Here is a 16,337-nt window from a genome sequence, read left to right on the forward strand (position 1 = left end):
CCCGACCAGCCGTTTGATCTCCAGACAAATGAAATCACGAAGGGAGATCACTATGAACGACAAAAAGGAACCCGGCGATTTCGCCGACAAGAAGCGCGAAGAGCAAGGCCGCGGCGTCATCGTCGCTGGGCCGGATGCGCATGAGAATGAAAAGGGCGGCAAGGCGCCGGGGGATAGTGGCGAAAAGCCATCACCCGAAAAACCGGTTCCATCCTCAGACCGCAGATAGAAAATTGCCCCTCCCTGATCGCTCAGGGAGGGGCTTTTTGGATTAGTCAGCCTTCTCAGACAAGATCGAAACGGTCGGCGTTCATGACCTTCGTCCAGGCGGCGACGAAATCACGCACGAACTTTTCCTTGTTGTCGTCCTGCGCGTAAACTTCCGCATAGGCACGCAGGATGGAGTTGGAGCCGATAACGAGGTCCACGCGGGTCGCCGTATATCGGGTTGCTCCGGACTTGCGATCGCGAATCTCATAGAGATTGCCGCCGGTCGGAACCCAGGAATAGGCCATATCCGTCAGCGTTGCGAAGAAATCGGTGGTCAGAGCACCTGGGGTCTGCGTGAACACACCATGCGCTGCGCCGCCGTAATTGGCGCCAATGACGCGCAAGCCACCGATGAGAACTGTCAGTTCCGGCGCCGTGAGGCCCAGAAGCTGAGCGCGGTCCAGCAGCAGTTCTTCAGGGCTGACGACATAGTCCTTCTTCACCCAGTTGCGGAAACCATCCGCCAGCGGCTCGAGCGGGGCAAAGCTGTCTGCATCAGTCTGCTCGGCTGAGGCATCGCCACGACCGGGTGCAAAAGGCACGGCGACATCGAAGCCGGCTGATTTCGCCGCCTGCTCAACACCGTAGTTGCCGGCGAGAACAATGACATCAGCGATGCTGGCGCCAGTCTCACGGGCAATCGGCTCCAGCACCGAAAGCACATGGGCCAAACGGGCGGGCTCGTTGCCTTCCCAGTCCTTCTGCGGGGCAAGGCGGATGCGCGCACCATTGGCGCCGCCGCGCTTGTCCGAACCACGGAAGGTACGGGCGCTGTCCCATGCGGTCGAGACCAGATCGGCGACCGCCAGACCGGAAGCGGCGATCTTTGCCTTTACGGCAGCGACATCGTAGCTCGTGGAACCTGCCGGGATGGGATCCTGCCAGATCAGGTCTTCTGCAGGAACATCCGGGCCAAAGTAGCGGGACTTCGGGCCCATGTCGCGGTGGGTCAGCTTGAACCATGCGCGGGCAAAGACCTCGGAGAAGTGGTCCTGGTCATCCTTGAACTTCAGCGAAATCTCGCGGTAGATCGGATCGACCTTCAGGGCCATGTCGGCATCGGTCATCATCGGGATGGTGCGGATCGATGGATCCTCGACGTCAACAGGCTTGTCCTCTTCGGCAATGGTGATCGGCGCCCACTGGGACGCGCCAGCCGGGCTGTGCGTCAATGTCCACTCATGCTTGAAGAGCATGTCGAAGAAGCCGTTGTCCCACTTGGTCGGTTCGCTTGTCCAGGCACCTTCAATACCGGACACCACGGTGTCACGGCCGATGCCGCGACCCTTGGTGTTGATCCAGCCGAGACCCTGATATTCGGGGCCTGCTGCTTCCGGATCGGGGCTGAGGTTGGCGGCGCTGCCATTGCCGTGCGACTTGCCGATAGTGTGGCCGCCTGCGGTGAGCGCGACGGTTTCTTCGTCATCCATGCCCATGCGGGCAAAGGTTTCGCGCATCTGCGCGGCTGTCGCCAGCGGATCGGACTTGCCGTTGACGCCTTCCGGATTGACGTAGATGAGACCCATCTGCACGGCGGCAAGCGGATTTTCCAGCGTCTCGGGCTTGGTCACGTCACCGTAACGACCATCGCTCGGTGCCAGCCATTCCTTTTCGTCACCCCAATAGGTGTCCTTTTCGGGAGCCCAGATATCCTCGCGGCCGAAGGCGAAACCGAACGTCTTCAGACCCGCGACATCATAAGCGATCGTTCCGGCAAGCGCGATGAGATCGGCCCAGGAAATCTTGTTGCCGTATTTCTTCTTGATCGGCCACAGCAGGCGGCGGCCCTTGTCGGTGTTCACATTATCAGGCCAGGAATTGAGCGGTGCAAAGCGCTGGTTGCCGGTGTTGGCGCCGCCGCGTCCGTCCGTCACGCGATAGGAACCGGCTGCATGCCAGGTCACGCGGGCCATCATGCCCACATAGCTGCCCCAGTCGGCCGGCCACCAGTCCTGGCTTTCCGTCATCAGGGCGCGCAGATCGGCCTTCAGGGCTTCCACGTCGAGCGTCTTTAGCGCTTCGCGGTAATTGAAGGAGGTGCCGAGCGGATTGGTCTTGGTGTCGTGCTGATGCAGGATATCGAGGTTCAGCGCGTTCGGCCACCATTCGGTAACCGATTTACCGGAGGCCGTATTGCCTCCATGCATGACGGGACACTTGCCAGCCGGTTTTGAAGTTGCGTCCATTTCGCCCTCCGATGGGTTTAGTAATTAAACGACATAGTCAATTCGACATGCGCAGCATGTTGGAACCACAGCCCACAGCAGGTCATCCTTACGGAAACCGCGCAGTGACGCTGGTGATACCGAACAGCTACATCCTCTTTCTGTCATGACGATGACTAACAGCCGGGTTCCGTAATTTCCAATTGTATATTCTAAAGGCTGCGATATGCTCAGCTTATGATTGGGCTATCGATGAAACACCTGCGTTATTTCGACGCCTTGGCGAAGATCGGCCATTTCGGGCGGGCAGCGGAGGCGTGCTCCATTTCCCAGCCAGCACTTTCGCTACAGATCAGGGAACTGGAAGAGCTGATCGGCGCGCCGCTCGTCGAACGGGGCAGCCGCCAGATCAGGCTGACCGCTCTCGGTGATGAATTCGCCGAACGCACCCGCCTGATCCTGCGTTCAGTGGATGAATTGCAGGATTTGGCGAGGGCAAGGCACGGCCCGCTCAGCGGCCGCCTGCGCATCGGCGTCATTCCAACGGTCGCGCCCTATCTTTTACCGCAGGTCATCAAGACGCTCACCCGGCATTATCCGGGACTGGAAACGCGTCCGCGCGAAGCGGTGACACAGAAACTAATCGAGGACCTCCTGGAAGCCCGGCTGGACATGGCAATCGTGGCGCTTCCGGTGTCCGAAGCGTCGCTGGAAGAGGTTCCGCTGTTTTCCGAGGAATTCATTCTGGTCCGGCCGATGGAGGATGCGGGGATGCCGGTGCCAAGCGCCGGCAAGCTCGGTGAAATGCGCCTGCTGCTGCTCGAGGAAGGCCATTGTTTCCGCAATCAGGCACTGTCTTTCTGCAGTACAACGAACGCGCCGCCGCGCGTGCTGATGGAGGGCAGTTCGCTCTCGACGCTGGTCCAGATGGTCGGCGCCGGTATCGGCGTCACGCTCATTCCGCAGATGGCTGTCGATATGGAAACGCGGCAATCCACCGTCTCGGTATTTCGGCTGGCAGAGCCAAGACCATCCCGCACCATCGGCATGGTGTGGCGCAAGAGCAATCCGCTCTCGGCGCAGTTTACCCACATTGCCGAGATCGTCCGCGAATGCGGCCTGCAAAAACTCGGCCGTGTTGCCGATGCAGCGGCATGACGGTGTCGAGGGCCAACTCGGATCTGCGGCCTCAACTCTTCGCAGCACTCCCAGCTTTACCCTCGCAAAGCCGGCCGGCCATGGCAAAGAAGGCAAGCTTCATCTTGCTGCGTTTGTCCGCGCCCTCGAGGGTTGAAACCGGCACCTGAAAACCGAACACGTCGTCCGGCTCGGCGGAACGTTCCCGCCAGAATGCGTCTATGTCGGAAAGCAACATTTTCTGCCGCCGCGCGCGACGATAATTGATCGGATGTCTGGCGTGGGAGACTGCGAAATAGGAACCCGCTTCCGTCTCTATTAGACCTTGCAGCAGCATCAAAACGGCATCCTTCGGGCGAAGACCCGCAAGGTCGCGCGTTACTGCCACCATCTCCTGCTTCGCGGCGCGTGGCCCCTGCATGCCGCCAACAGCAATCGTCCTGTACCCGCCCCCATCCTGCGTCACGAAGATAAACTTCGTCGTCCACAAGGTGACGTCGTCACGGGTTCTGATCAACCGAACCGCGAGAGCGCCTTCGTGGCGGCCGCCACATAAATCCGCAAGAGCAAGCGTGCAGCGATATTCGTCAGCACGGCCGCCTATGGTGCCGATTTCGATCGTTTTTCCACTCCAGAGCGCAGCCATAACGTCTATGGAAAGACAACCGCTGGCGATGACGAAATTCTTCATGAGAAAATCCAGCCGTCTTCCATAGGAGATTTTGCCGACGAGGAATTTCGACAGGGGTTTCTGAAGAAGCTCGTCATGCGGCGGTGGCAGTTTTTGCGTCGCCGAGAATCGGGACAGAAACCTCCACCACCGCAGGGTTACAAGCGGATGAGCCAAAAAACGCATCCAGAAAAGGAAGCTCCGTTTCCAGTGGGCGCGCATAACGAAGGACGCAACGCTCCAGGCCAGGGGAAAACGGAGGAGTTCCAGCCCATCGCCAGTCATGGTTTGCGCAGCGATGACCGGCTCGGGTTTCGCCGAGTTTTTTTCCGCAGCGAATGCGGCGATTTCAGTATGCGACATCGTAAAATTCCGGGGAGTATGACTGTTTGGACTGGGGCGTGGAGTGATTTGGCCGGGACTGTGCGCGCCCAGGATGAACCGAATATGAAATCGGATTGGTGCTCTGCTGCGATCATTGGCGCTACGGCATTGCGCGAGGTTCCGGGCCGGCGACGCGCTTTCTACGCGCCGTCTTCTCGCTGGCAATCCGGAAGAAAACAATCCGGTGGGTGTGTCACTGCGTGTACTCCGGTTGGTACGGTTGATCCCGTGCCCACACATTATGGCTGCGAACGTTGCGGCAGCATTACAATCGCCGCGACCGGTCTACAGCGCGCAAAGCGCAATCAGAATCGAACCCGGAACGTGCTTCCGGAGGAGTTGCTTTCCAGCATGATACGGCCGTTATGATTGGCGACGATCTTCTTGACGAGGCTGAGGCCAAGTCCGGCACCCGTGCTTTTCGGGGTGACCCGATAGAAAGGTTCGAATATCCGCTCCTGCTGGTCCTCGGGTATACCCTGCCCCTCGTCGGAAATCGCGATTTCGCCGTTTGCCAGAACCGAGACATGGATCAGCCCCTTGTTTCCACCATGGTCGATGGCGTTGCGCACGATATTGCTGATGGCGCGCGGCAGGGCGAAGGGGTTGCCTTGCATGTCGTATTTTTCGATCTGCGTTTCGAAGGAGATGTCGTAACCTGCCGAAAGCGCAAGCGGCGCGAGCTCTGCCACCACCGTGCGGGCGATATCGACAAGGTCCACCGCCTCGCGCCGGTCGTTCACCTGATCGTTTCGCTCAAAGGCCAGAAGCTGTTCGGCGGTTTCACCGAGCCGCCCGACATCCTCCATCAGGCGCTGCTGGTCCGGTCCGGGCAGGCCCTCTATCCGGGTCTGCATGATTGCAATCGGCGTCCTCAATTCGTGCGCGGCATCGATCAGAAAACGTTGCCGCGCCTGGAACTGCTCTTCGAGCCGCTCGAGAACGCTGTTGAAGGAAACGATCAACGGAACGACTTCGCGCGGCACATCTTCGACGGGAAGCTTCGAACCCGGTCGTCGCGGGTCGATCTCCGGTGCTTTTTTGACGACGGAACTCAGGCCAGCAAGCGCCCGGCGCACGATGTGTGGCACGGAGAAAAACACCGCAGGCAAAAGAACGGCCAGGAGGGGGACGTAAATCGGATAGGTGCCGGCAAGAAGCGTCAGAAACGACGCTCGTGCATTAGAGGTTCCGCCGAACATGATCCTGACGGGTCCCGACGTCGTCTCGATACTTTCAGCCGAAGCGACCTCGGATATGCCGCTGCCGCCGCGAATATCGGCGTCCGTCATCAGATGAACGTAGCGCGCCAGTTCGGCATAAACAGGCGGTACGGTTCCGAAGGTCGCCGCGTGACCGTCAGGTGTCGAGACCACGAACCACAACGTTTCATTCTTCGCCTTCAAGGCGCGTAATGCCGGCCCCTCGGTAACGACCAGACCCTTTTGCGGATCAAGCGAAAGCGACTCGTCAAGTGTCGCCGACAAATCGTTCCAGAGCCCGATATTGGGCGAGAGCTTCATCACCCCGTAAACGCAGAGCCCGACGATGACGACAGCGATCATGGAGGAGACGACAATGCTGAGCTGCCAGCTCAATTGCCACCACAAGGACGGATTGGACTTGCCCTGCGCCTTCATGTGTCTTCCCTGAGCAGATAACCGATGCCGCGAATATTATGCACGCTGACCCCGGCAGAAGCGTCGAGCAGGCGTTTGCGCAGTCGCGATATATGCGCATCGAGCGCATTAGACTGGATTTCCTCCTCGTAATTGTAGACGGCGGCCTCAAGCGTCGAGCGCAGCACGGATTTGCCTTTTCGTTTCGCCAGCGTGATGAGGACCATCAGCTCGCGCCTTGGCAGATCAAAGGGAAGCGAGTTGATCGTGACGCTGAGATGAAGCGGATCGATCACGATGCGGCCTGCAGCGATTTGCGACGGGGCGATGCTTGCCGGCCTTCTCAAAACCGCGCGCAGCCGCGCCAGCAGTTCGCCGACGAGAAACGGCTTGCCGAGATAGTCGTCGGCGCCGCCATTCAGCCCCTCGATCCGCTCCTCCGGTTCGTTCATCGCCGTCAATAAAATGATCGGCGTATCGATACCGGCGCGGCGCAGCTTTGGAATGAAGGTAAGTCCCTCCCCGTCCGGCAGACGACGGTCGAGCAGAATGGCATCATAGGCATGCTGGCGCGCCAGCTCCATCGCATCGCCGAGCCGCATCGTATGGTCGATGACGATCCCCTGCTTGCCGAGCGTCGTCGATAGCGCATCCGCCATTTCCTTTTCGTCCTCAATCAACAGAAGTCTCATTTGCCACCGTCCCTTCGCCCGCTCCTTGTCTGCCAGAAAGGTTGCGGCAGTATTGCGGCGCAGAAGATGCGAGCGGGTAATGCTGCTGCAATTATCAACACTTATCCAGAAGCCATCAGCCTGGAAGACAGGCGACATGACCGCTCGATCGGCGGTCACAGGATGAGTTTTGCCTGGAAGGATTATGTTATGTGGGTGAAAAGAACGATCAAGGCGGGGATCGCGCTTGCGGGCTGCGCTCTCGTCGTCACGGCTCTTGATCCGGCGCGCGGAAGCGTCGATGCGAACGAGCGCGTGAAGGGGATCGTGGCGTCAACCTCGATGAGCCCGGCCGGTATCCCGTTCGAACTGACGGCTGCGGAAATCGCAAGGATCGGCACACGAGCGATGGCGGAGCGGCTCAGCGTCAGTGGCGAACTTCAGCCGGTCAGCCGTGTCGTGATCCGCGCCCGCGAGGCTGGAAAAATTCTGGATATGAACGTCCGAGACGGACAGGCGGTGCGGGCGGGCGACCTGCTGGTACGGTTCGAAACCGAGGAACTGCAATCGACTCTCCTGCTGCGGCAGAGCGACCGGGATGCGGCCGAGGCCGAACTGACACTGGCGATGCAGGCCCTCACCCGAACCGAACAGCTAGCGTCAAAAAACATTGCATCGGCTGAACAGCTCGACAAGGCGAAGAGCGATGTCGTTGTGAAAACGGCAAGGCTTCAGAGCCTTTCGGCGCAGGTGGATATCGCCCGCCTTGCCCTTCGCAATGCCGAAATCCGCGCGCCTTTTGATGGCACCATTACTCGCCGGCAGGCAGAAACCGGCTCCCGCGTCAGTGCCGATGGTGAACTCATGACGCTGGTCGATACAAGCATGCTTGAGGCGAAGGTTCTCGTTGCCACGCGCGACATCCCACGTGTCGCCGTTGGCCAGACCGCCGAACTCGATATTGACGGCATCGGCGGCCAGCCTCTCAGAAGCACCGTTGAGCGCATCAGCCCAGTTGCCGAAGACGGGACGCGCGTTGTCGCCGTCTATCTGCGGCTTGCCAACCGCGACGGCCGGCTGTGGGGAGGAATGTTCGCCAGCGGGTCCATCCTCGTGCGCGAAAAAAACGATGCGCTTGTCGTTCCTGCAATCGCGCTTCGCAAAGACGAAACCGGCTATCACGTCCTTAAAGTCCTGAACGGCCACCTTCGCCGCCAGACGGTGGCTGTGGGATCGCGCTGGAACGATGGCAGCCTGATCGAGATAGGCGCCGGTCTAGAGGACGGTGAGACGATCCTGACCGCACCGCTTCCCGAATTGCAGCCCGACATGGCTGTTACGGTCGACAAGGCAGGCTGAGATGTTTCTTACCCGCATATCCGTCTCCCACCCCGTTTTCGCCAGCATGATGATGGTGGCGCTTCTGGTCATGGGTCTTTTCTCGTTGCAGCGGCTGGGGCTCGACCTCTACCCCAATGTCGACGTTCCGGTCGTTGTGGTGTCCACCGCTTATCCGGGCGCCACGCCGGAAACGGTGGAGACAGAATTGACGCGCCCGGTCGAGGATGCGCTGAACGCCATCGGCGGTCTGGACGAGATCACGTCAACCTCCTACGAGGGACGCTCTGTCGTCGTCGCAAAATTCAAGCTCGACGTTAAGAGCGCAACCGCTGCACAGGACGTGCGCGACAAGATCGCCGCCATCGACGCGAATTTTCCGCAAGAGGCTAAAAAGCCGGTCATATCCCGGTTCGATCCCGCCGCCGAGCCTATCCTGTCGGTGGCGATAAGCTCGACGTCGCTCGACATACCCGCACTCACCACCCTTGCCGACCAGAAGGTGGTGCGGCAACTGACGACTGTTCCCGGCGTCGGGCAGGCAACACTGGTCGGCGCCCGCAAGCGGCAGATCGACATTGTGATTGACGACACCCGCATGCGCGCGCTTGGGATCGGCATCAACGAGGTGGTGAGCGCGCTACGCACCGGCAATAGCAACAGCCCGGCTGGAAGTCTTGTCGATACCGTTTCCGAACGCACGATCCAGGTGCAGGGCCGCATCGCAGAACCGCAGGCGCTGCTGGACATGGTCGTCGCCCGGCGCGGTGGCGCAGCCATTTATCTTCGCGACATCGCCGCACTCTCCGAAGGGGCTGCCGACCCCGAAAACCGTGCCCTCTATAATGGCCAGACTGCGCTGGCGATCGACATCGTCAAGGTTCAGGATGCCAACACGGTTCAGGTTGTCGCGGATGTGAGAAAGCGCCTGGACGCCCTCAATGCCGACCTTGTTCCGCAAAACGTGCAGTTGCGAGTCATTACGGACACATCCATTCCCATCCGGGAATCCGTCACCCAGGTGCAGACGACGTTGATAGAAGGGGCGGCACTTGCCGTAGCCATCGTCTTCCTGTTCCTCAATTCCTGGCGTAGCACCGTCATCACCGGACTGACGCTGCCGATTGCGATCATCGGCACGCTGGCGGTCATTGACGTTATGGGCTTTACGCTCAATACACTGAGCCTCCTGGCGCTGACGCTTTCTATCGGCATTCTGGTGGATGACGCCATCGTCGTGCGCGAAAACATCACCCGTCACCTTCACATGGGGAAATCCCATATCCGCGCAGCACTCGACGGCACGAACGAAATCGGACTTGCGGTTATCGCGACAACGGCGACAATCGTGGCGGTTTTCCTGCCCGTCGCTTTCATGGACGGAATCGTCGGTCGGTTCTTCTATGAATTCGGCATCACCGTTTCAGCTGCCGTTCTGATCTCGCTTTTCGTCGCCTTCACGCTCGATCCGATGCTGTCGAGCGTCTGGTACGATCCGGATGCGCAACCCAACGCCCGGCGAGGGCCGGTGGGCCGGCTGATCGCCCGTTTCGATCACGGCTTCGAATGGCTCGCCGATCAATATCGGCACGTGATCGGCTGGACATTGCACCACCGGCTCGTCACCCTGCTCGTCACATCAGGCATTTTTGTCGGCAGTCTGCTCATGGTGCCGTTGGTCGGTGCGGAATTCGTCCCGAATACGGATGAAGGCCGCTTCCAGATCAACGTCACGGCACCGGTCGGCTCCTCGCTGGATTACACCACGGCGAAGGTGCGGCAGGTCGAGAAGGCACTCCAGGAATTTCCGGAGGTCGAGATGCTCTATTCCACCGTCAATACCGGCGGCACCGTCGGTAAACATCGCGCCGCCGTTCTGGTGGGACTAGTGCCGCTGGAGATGCGCACCCGAACTCCGGTCACGCTGGCCGATCCGATCCGCAAACGCCTGTCGGCCATATCGGGCATAGAGGTCGCGATCCTGCAAAACGGCCTCGGCGGTGGCGAAAGCCCCGTCCAGCTCAGCATTCTTGGCGACGACCGGGCGATCCTCGAAAAGATCGCCGACGGTCTGATGGAAGATATGAAAAAAATCCCCGGCCTCGTGGATGTGACCTCGAGCACCCGCGACGTGACCTCCATCCTTTCCGTACGCCTGAAACGCGAGGCGGCAAGCGATCTCGGCATTTCCCGATCCGATCTTGCCGCAGCGCTCTCGCCGCTCATCGCCGGTGAGGACGTGTCGAAATGGACGGATGTGGGCGGCAACAGCTACGACATCGTCGTGCGCCTGCCCGGCGAGCGGCGTGCCGACACGACGAGGATCAGCGAGTTGATGATCGCCACCAGCCGCACGGCATCCAACGGCTCGCCCCTGATGGTACGTCTGGATCAGGTCGCCGATATCACCACCGTGGAAGCACCCGCCGAAATCCGCCGCATCGACAATCGCCGCGAGGTTCTGGTTTCGGCCAACATATCCGGACGAGCGCTTGGCGAAGTGACAGACGTGTTGAAAACCCTTACCGCCGCCCGCGACCTGCCGGACGGCTACCGTATCCGCTTCGGCGGCGACGCCGAAACCATGGACGAGACGGTCGGCCACATGGTCACCGCGCTCGCAATGGCGGTCATCTTCATCTACATCGTGCTCGCCTCGCAATTCGGCAGCTTCCTGCAACCGCTCGCGATCATGGCGTCGCTGCCGCTGTCTCTCATCGGCGTCCTCGTCGGGCTCTTGGTTGCCGGCAGCACGATCAACATGTTCTCGCTGATCGGCTTCATCATGCTGATGGGCCTCGTTACAAAGAATGGCATCCTGCTTGTCGATTTCGCCAACCGCGAAAGGAAGCGAGGACTTTCGCTCAACGAAGCGCTGGCAAGCGCCGGCATCATCCGCTTCCGCCCGATCATCATGACGACGCTTGCAATGATCTTCGGCATGATCCCGCTCGGGCTGGCTGTTGGCGGTGGCGGGGCGCAGCGCGCGCCAATGGCGCACGCAGTAATCGGCGGCCTCATCAGCTCTACCCTGCTCACCCTGATCGTCGTGCCGACAATCCTGTCTTACATCGACAGCATCACCCGGCGTTTCGCCCGCCTGCTACCGAAGGCACCGGACGAGATGGGGGAGACGGAACTTCCAGATCACCCGGCTTAGCGTTGCTTTGGCAGGTTTTTAACGAAGAGGTTTCAGTACGAGCAAGGTTTGGCGTTGGTCGAGAGTCTAGGATTCTTTTTTCCCTTTCGCTTGTCTGAGGCGTAGAGACCGCAGGAAGGCACAAGCGACCGTCGTCATCAACGCGTGCAGGTGAATGTAGAAGGTCGCTTTGGATATCCGTGCTTCCCGCGGACATCGGCCGCAAGGCCGCTCACCTGCTCTCTCGATATCTCGATAATGTGCTTATCCGTGAACATGAACGCTTCATGCTGTCCGTCTCGGCAGGGCAAAGCACCATTAATCGCAAACAGCGTTTCACCGGCGTATACCAATCAACTACAACGGCAAACCAAGCGCAAGCAAGCGCTGCTGTGCTTCTCGTACACTGGTCATGGTGGTCTCCTTATTGTAGGTCTCAGGTTCTTCCTGTAGGGGAAGTCGTATGTTAGCCGCGAGCGAGGGTTGCGAAGAAGAAATGAGACCTGACAAGATCGTCTTGGCCGATATCCTGCCTCGCGACAAAAATGGCTTTGATCTCGTGCGCCTTTTCGCCGCCGTCGCCGTAATCTTTGGGCACTCGTTCTATATCTTCCAGACAGGCGGCTATTCGGAGCCGGTTACGCAACTGATACACAAGAATTACACCGGTACGCTCGCGGTCGGCGTGTTCTTCTTCCTGAGCGGCATCCTGGTGACGCAAAGCTTTGCGCTCAACGACTCGCCGGCACGTTTCGTTCTTATGCGCGCATTCCGCATATATCCCGGCGCAATCGTCTGTTTGGCCGTCATATCTTTTGTGATCGGGCCGGTCGTAACCGCGATGCCGGTGATGGACTATTTCACAAGTCGACAGGTCTATTGCTACTTCGCAGACCACGTCAGCTTGCTGAGCATATTCCCGATCCAGTGCTGGGATTTGCCGGGTGTCTTTACGGAAAACCGCATCCCCTCGGCACCTAACGGATCGTTGTGGACACTCACGCCGGAAATCATCTGCTATGTGTATGTGTTGGTATTCGGGGTGCTCGGGCTCATCAAAACGAGGCTCGGGATATTGGCCACGTTGGTCGCAATCCTGGTGGTTCATTCCGTTGCGCCGCGTGCAGTCCTATATTTTTCGGATGTTGAATATTCCGACATCCTGAAGGTTGGGCTGTTTTTTATGGGCGGCGTCTTTGCCTACTCAATCCGGGACATTCTCCCGATTAAGACCCTTTACGCCCTGCCGCTGATCGTTGCCGCTGCCTTCCTGCAGGGAACATTCGTTCAGGAGTATGCCCTCTACCTCGCCCTGTTCTATTCGGTGCTTGTAATCTCGGCATCGCAACCAGTTCGCCAGGTCAAACTCCCCGGCGATTATTCATATGGCGTCTACATCTATGGTTGGCCTATTCAGCAGACCGCCGCTCATTTCTTCCCTAACTTGACGTCGTATCCCAGCAACTTGATTACGATTCCTGCCGCTCTGCTGGCTGGATACCTGTCCTGGACGTTTGTGGAAAAGCCCGCATTGGCTTTCGCCCGCAGCTTTAGTTTCAGGCCTCGCGCAAGCACTGCTGTGTAGCATCGGGAGACGCCAAACACTCCTGCGCGTCCCGCAAAGTCGCATTTTGAGTTGCCACTATCTCGGCTTGATTGTACTTTTCGCCCTCTAGTTGACTATGGAGGAGCAAATGAATGCGTTTCAGCAAGATGGTGGAACTAGCCGCCCAGCATTAACTTGGGTGGACGGCGCAACCTTTTCCGTCGGTGGTCACAAGATCACGATGGATTACGAGTATGGCGGCAGCAAGCGTGAATCCGGTCAATCCGATTTCACGATGATGAAATCAAGAACCTTTCTCGATCAGTATCTCGCCCATGAGGGCGAAGACTTTAAGCGGATTTTCGAACTCGGCGTTTATCAGGGCGGCTCATTCGTTTTTCTGAACGAAGTGTTTAAGCCAAGCAAAATCGCTGCCGTCGAGCTGTCCGAAGTGCCGATCCCCGCGCTCGACACGTACATTGATGCCCAGCAGGGGCGCGCCAAGCTCTATTATGGCACCTCTCAGGATAATGAGGCAAGACTTGCCGAGATTGTGCAAACCGATTTTGGCGGCGAGCTTGATCTGGTGGTTGATGATGCCTCGCACTTCTACGATCAGACAAAGGCAAGCTTCAGAACGCTATTCCCGCAATTGCGCCCCGGCGGCCTGTACATCATTGAGGATTGGAGCTGGAGTTTCTTTGACGACTACCAGGCACCAGATCATCCCTGGGCAGAACACCACTCTCTCGCCAATCTGGCTATCGACTTGATGGAAGAGATGGCACTTGGCCCCATGATCGAGGAAGTGATTGTGTCTCCACATATGATCAAGGTCAGGCGATCGAGAGAAAAATCAGCCCCTATTTTTGTAACGGAGAACCGCAGGGGCCGCGAGTTCAAGCTGATCTAATGACGATAATCCGTAAATGCCAGAATCGGTACAGCCCGAGAGGCGCCCTCGGACCTCGTTCAAACAGATCATTCCGAAGCGCAGCCACAGAGCTGGCTACTCATGAGACGCCGGCCCATCACGGCATCTGGCTTTCCTAATTTCGACCAGTCAACACTGCAGTCAGGACTTTTCCTCGGTCAGGCGTTTCCTCTTCCCCCTAGGGCGGAAGTCGACCAGAAGCGATTTCAGTTCGATTTCCCGGACGCGCCTTGCTGCCTCGTCCGGGCGAACCCATTCCAGAAGGCGTTCGCCGCGCTCCTTGAAACTCGTTTCCTCCCCGGTGATCTCGATCTGGAAGACATCGACAACGCACGGAACGACATCGCCATTGTCAAGCATCTTGAGATAGGTGTAGCGGCCAACGGCGTCCTTCCTCACGCGGCCACGAACGCCCGCTTCCTCCCACGCTTCGATCGCGGCAGCCTCATGCGGCTTCTTGCGTTTCATCGGCCAGCCGCGCGGAATGATCCAGCGTGCGCTGGTGCGGGAGGTGACGACGAGGATTTCGATCTCTTCGCCGCTTCCGGTATAACGGAAGCATAAGGCGGCATATTGCTGCCGGAAAGAGCCGGTGAACAGCTTTTCGGGAACCGCAGCAAGTTGCTGAAGCAATGTCAGGGAACGCGCCGGACGGGCTTTCCGGCTTTTCTTCGTGGATTTCATATCCGTTGATACTGCCGATTTTCCGGGTTGCATCAATGCCCCGCGTGCATTTATGACAGTTTTATGACAATCACCCCCCACAACTAATAAAGCGCCATTGAGGGCCAATTCGCATGATGAGCATTTTTCGCAAGCTGATGCCGCGCGAGGACCGTTTCTTCGACATGTTTAGCAAACATTCGGAAACGGTCGTCAAAGCCGCCGCAGCTCTGGACCACCTTCTGAGCGGCGTCGACGTCGAGAAAAACTGCGACCTTATCGTCGCCCTCGAAGACCAGGCGGATGATATTACCCGCGACGTTCTGCTTGCCGTGCGCCGCAGCTTCATAACGCCCTTTGATCGTGGCGATATCAAGGACCTCATCCAGTCCATGGATGACGCCATCGACATGATGCACAAGACCGTCAAGACGATCCGGCTGTTCGAGCAAACCGAATTCGACCCGCTGATGCGCGAGATGGGCCACGAGATCGTACGTGCGGCAAACCTCGTCGCCGAAGCCATCCCGCTTCTGGAAAAGGTCGGCACCAATGCCCAGCGCCTGTCGGTGATTGCCGAAGAGGTCACCCGCGTCGAAGGGCGCTCCGACGAGCTTCATGACCAGGGCCTGAAGGACCTCTTCCGGCGCCATGGTGCGACCGGCAATGCCATGGCCTATATGATCGGCAGCGAGATCTACGGCGAACTCGAAAAGGTCGTCGACCGCTTCGAGGACGTGGCGAACGAGATCAGCGGCATCGTTATCGAGAACGTCTGATGGATGTCGCGCTTGCACTGCCGCTGCTTGTCGGCCTTATCGCCATCGCGCTGTTCTTCGATTTTCTGAACGGTCTCCACGACGCCGCAAATTCCATCGCAACCATCGTCTCCACCCGTGTATTGCGCCCGCAATATGCGGTGGCATGGGCGGCCTTTTTCAATTTCATCGCCTTCCTGTTCTTCGGCCTGCATGTGGCCGAAACGCTCGGCACCGGCATCATCGATCCTGCCATCGTCTCCCCGCAGGTCATCTTCGCGGCATTGATGGGCGCCATCGTCTGGAATATCGTCACCTGGATCTTCGGCATTCCTTCCAGCTCGTCACATGCCTTGATCGGCGGTCTCGTCGGTGCGGGCTTTGCCAAGGTCGGTTTCAATTCCATCGTCTGGTCGGGTCTTCTGAAAACCGTGGGCGCGATCTTCATGTCGCCGGCCATCGGCTTTTTCCTGGCACTGCTGCTGGTGCTTGCCGTGTCGTGGCTGTTTGTGCGCCAGACACCCTTCGCCGTGGATCGCACCTTCCGCATCATGCAGTTCATTTCCGCCTCGCTCTATTCGCTCGGCCACGGCGGCAATGATGCACAGAAGACCATGGGCATCATCGCCGTGCTGCTGTTCAGCCAGGGGCATCTCGGAGAGAGCTTCTACGTGCCGTTCTGGGTGGTGATCTCGTGCCAGTCGGCCATGGCGCTCGGTACGCTGTTCGGCGGCTGGCGCATTGTGCACACCATGGGGTCGAAAATCACCAGGCTGAACCCGATGCAGGGGTTCTGCGCCGAAACCGGCGGTGCGCTGACACTTTTCGGCGCGACGTGGCTCGGCATTCCGGTGTCCACCACCCATACGATCACCGGCGCCATCATCGGCGTCGGTGCCGCGCGTCGCGTCTCGGCGGTGCGTTGGGGCCTTGCGGGCAATATCGTCATTGCCTGGGTCGTGACCATGCCGGCCGCTGCCCTGATATCCGCATCTGTCTATGGTCTTACATCGCTTTTCGGCTGAGACAGAGACCCGCCCTAT

The 16,337-nt window shown here is 58.9% G+C and carries 13 protein-coding genes; 8 read left to right on the plus strand and 5 right to left on the minus strand.

The genetic code is table 11. The annotated features are described in order from the left end of the window. Positions 1–52 precede the first annotated feature (52 nt). Complete coding sequence (locus tag T18_RS13190) at positions 53–229, plus strand: hypothetical protein (protein WP_038495335.1); 177 nt, start codon at positions 53–55, stop codon at positions 227–229. Positions 230–284: 55 nt separating this feature from the next. On the opposite strand, the gene katG is transcribed toward T18_RS13190, so the two are convergent. Beyond that, positions 285–2,456, minus strand: a complete 2,172-nt coding sequence (katG, locus tag T18_RS13195; protein ID WP_038495333.1) for a catalase/peroxidase HPI — start codon at positions 2,454–2,456, stop codon at positions 285–287. Between the two features lie 216 nt (positions 2,457–2,672). On the opposite strand from katG, the gene T18_RS13200 reads away from it, so the two are divergent. Then, a complete protein-coding gene (locus T18_RS13200; RefSeq protein ID WP_025594953.1) occupies positions 2,673–3,593 on the plus strand; it encodes a hydrogen peroxide-inducible genes activator in 921 nt (306 codons plus the stop codon). Positions 3,594–3,624: 31 nt separating this feature from the next. On the opposite strand, the gene T18_RS13205 is transcribed toward T18_RS13200, so the two are convergent. The 3 genes from T18_RS13205 to T18_RS13215 form a co-directional block, all read right to left on the minus strand. Further along, positions 3,625–4,605 carry a DUF535 family protein gene (locus T18_RS13205; RefSeq protein WP_038495330.1) on the minus strand — a complete coding sequence of 327 codons (981 nt, stop codon included), beginning with the start codon at positions 4,603–4,605 and terminating at the stop codon, positions 3,625–3,627. Positions 4,606–4,931: 326 nt separating this feature from the next. Further along, positions 4,932–6,266 (minus strand): sensor histidine kinase, encoded by a 1,335-nt coding sequence (locus T18_RS13210; protein WP_038495327.1) that lies wholly within the window; start codon positions 6,264–6,266, stop codon positions 4,932–4,934. Continuing rightward, complete coding sequence (locus T18_RS13215) at positions 6,263–6,937, minus strand: response regulator transcription factor (protein ID WP_038495930.1); 675 nt, start codon at positions 6,935–6,937, stop codon at positions 6,263–6,265. The genes T18_RS13210 and T18_RS13215 overlap by 4 nt, the downstream gene beginning before the upstream one ends. A 189-nt stretch (positions 6,938–7,126) precedes the next feature. Between T18_RS13215 and T18_RS13220 the strand changes: the two genes are divergently transcribed. The 4 genes from T18_RS13220 to T18_RS13235 all read left to right on the plus strand — a co-directional run bounded on the left by T18_RS13220 (position 7,127) and on the right by T18_RS13235 (position 13,852). Beyond that, on the plus strand, positions 7,127–8,275 hold the full coding sequence (locus T18_RS13220; protein WP_038495926.1) for an efflux RND transporter periplasmic adaptor subunit: 1,149 nt from the start codon (positions 7,127–7,129) through the stop codon (positions 8,273–8,275). A 1-nt stretch (position 8,276) separates the two neighbouring features. Further along, positions 8,277–11,414 carry an efflux RND transporter permease subunit gene (locus T18_RS13225; protein WP_038495324.1) on the plus strand — a complete coding sequence of 1,046 codons (3,138 nt, stop codon included), beginning with the start codon at positions 8,277–8,279 and terminating at the stop codon, positions 11,412–11,414. 442 nt (positions 11,415–11,856) lie between these two features. Next, the gene (locus T18_RS13230; protein ID WP_080863766.1) at positions 11,857–12,978 is read left to right on the plus strand and encodes an acyltransferase family protein; all 1,122 of its coding nucleotides are present in this window, start codon (positions 11,857–11,859) and stop codon (positions 12,976–12,978) included. Between the two features lie 109 nt (positions 12,979–13,087). After that, positions 13,088–13,852: a class I SAM-dependent methyltransferase gene (locus T18_RS13235; RefSeq protein WP_080863765.1), complete on the plus strand. Its 765-nt coding sequence runs from the start codon at positions 13,088–13,090 to the stop codon at positions 13,850–13,852. Between the two features lie 162 nt (positions 13,853–14,014). Here T18_RS13235 and T18_RS13240 read toward each other — a convergent pair whose 3' ends face one another. After that, positions 14,015–14,557: an NUDIX hydrolase gene (locus tag T18_RS13240; protein ID WP_038495316.1), complete on the minus strand. Its 543-nt coding sequence runs from the start codon at positions 14,555–14,557 to the stop codon at positions 14,015–14,017. 113 nt (positions 14,558–14,670) lie between these two features. Here T18_RS13240 and T18_RS13245 point away from each other — a divergent pair, with 113 nt between their 5' ends. Both T18_RS13245 and T18_RS13250 read left to right on the plus strand, forming a co-directional pair. Further along, the gene (locus tag T18_RS13245) at positions 14,671–15,315 is read left to right on the plus strand and encodes a DUF47 domain-containing protein (protein WP_038495314.1); all 645 of its coding nucleotides are present in this window, start codon (positions 14,671–14,673) and stop codon (positions 15,313–15,315) included. After that, a complete protein-coding gene (locus tag T18_RS13250; protein WP_004431194.1) occupies positions 15,315–16,319 on the plus strand; it encodes an inorganic phosphate transporter in 1,005 nt (334 codons plus the stop codon). The genes T18_RS13245 and T18_RS13250 overlap by 1 nt, the downstream gene beginning before the upstream one ends. Positions 16,320–16,337: the final 18 nt, after the last annotated feature.

The organism is Rhizobium sp. TBD182, from assembly GCF_001950375.1.
Lineage (GTDB): Bacteria > Pseudomonadota > Alphaproteobacteria > Rhizobiales > Rhizobiaceae > Agrobacterium > Agrobacterium tumefaciens.

What these genes read in the sequence shown, in the direction of transcription:
- T18_RS13215 (WP_038495930.1), bottom strand. Translation starts at nt 6,937, where the DNA reads ATGAGACTTCTGTTGATTGAGGACGAAAAGGAAATGGCGGATGCGCTA.
- T18_RS13190 (WP_038495335.1), top strand. Translation starts at nt 53, where the DNA reads ATGAACGACAAAAAGGAACCCGGCGATTTCGCCGACAAGAAGCGCGAA.
- T18_RS13240 (WP_038495316.1), bottom strand. Translation starts at nt 14,557, where the DNA reads ATGAAATCCACGAAGAAAAGCCGGAAAGCCCGTCCGGCGCGTTCCCTG.
- T18_RS13225 (WP_038495324.1), top strand. Translation starts at nt 8,277, where the DNA reads ATGTTTCTTACCCGCATATCCGTCTCCCACCCCGTTTTCGCCAGCATG.
- T18_RS13205 (WP_038495330.1), bottom strand. Translation starts at nt 4,605, where the DNA reads ATGTCGCATACTGAAATCGCCGCATTCGCTGCGGAAAAAAACTCGGCG.
- T18_RS13235 (WP_080863765.1), top strand. Translation starts at nt 13,088, where the DNA reads ATGAATGCGTTTCAGCAAGATGGTGGAACTAGCCGCCCAGCATTAACT.
- T18_RS13210 (WP_038495327.1), bottom strand. Translation starts at nt 6,266, where the DNA reads ATGAAGGCGCAGGGCAAGTCCAATCCGTCCTTGTGGTGGCAATTGAGC.
- T18_RS13200 (WP_025594953.1), top strand. Translation starts at nt 2,673, where the DNA reads ATGATTGGGCTATCGATGAAACACCTGCGTTATTTCGACGCCTTGGCG.
- katG (WP_038495333.1), bottom strand. Translation starts at nt 2,456, where the DNA reads ATGGACGCAACTTCAAAACCGGCTGGCAAGTGTCCCGTCATGCATGGA.
- T18_RS13230 (WP_080863766.1), top strand. Translation starts at nt 11,857, where the DNA reads ATGTTAGCCGCGAGCGAGGGTTGCGAAGAAGAAATGAGACCTGACAAG.
- T18_RS13245 (WP_038495314.1), top strand. Translation starts at nt 14,671, where the DNA reads ATGATGAGCATTTTTCGCAAGCTGATGCCGCGCGAGGACCGTTTCTTC.
- T18_RS13220 (WP_038495926.1), top strand. Translation starts at nt 7,127, where the DNA reads ATGTGGGTGAAAAGAACGATCAAGGCGGGGATCGCGCTTGCGGGCTGC.
- T18_RS13250 (WP_004431194.1), top strand. Translation starts at nt 15,315, where the DNA reads ATGGATGTCGCGCTTGCACTGCCGCTGCTTGTCGGCCTTATCGCCATC.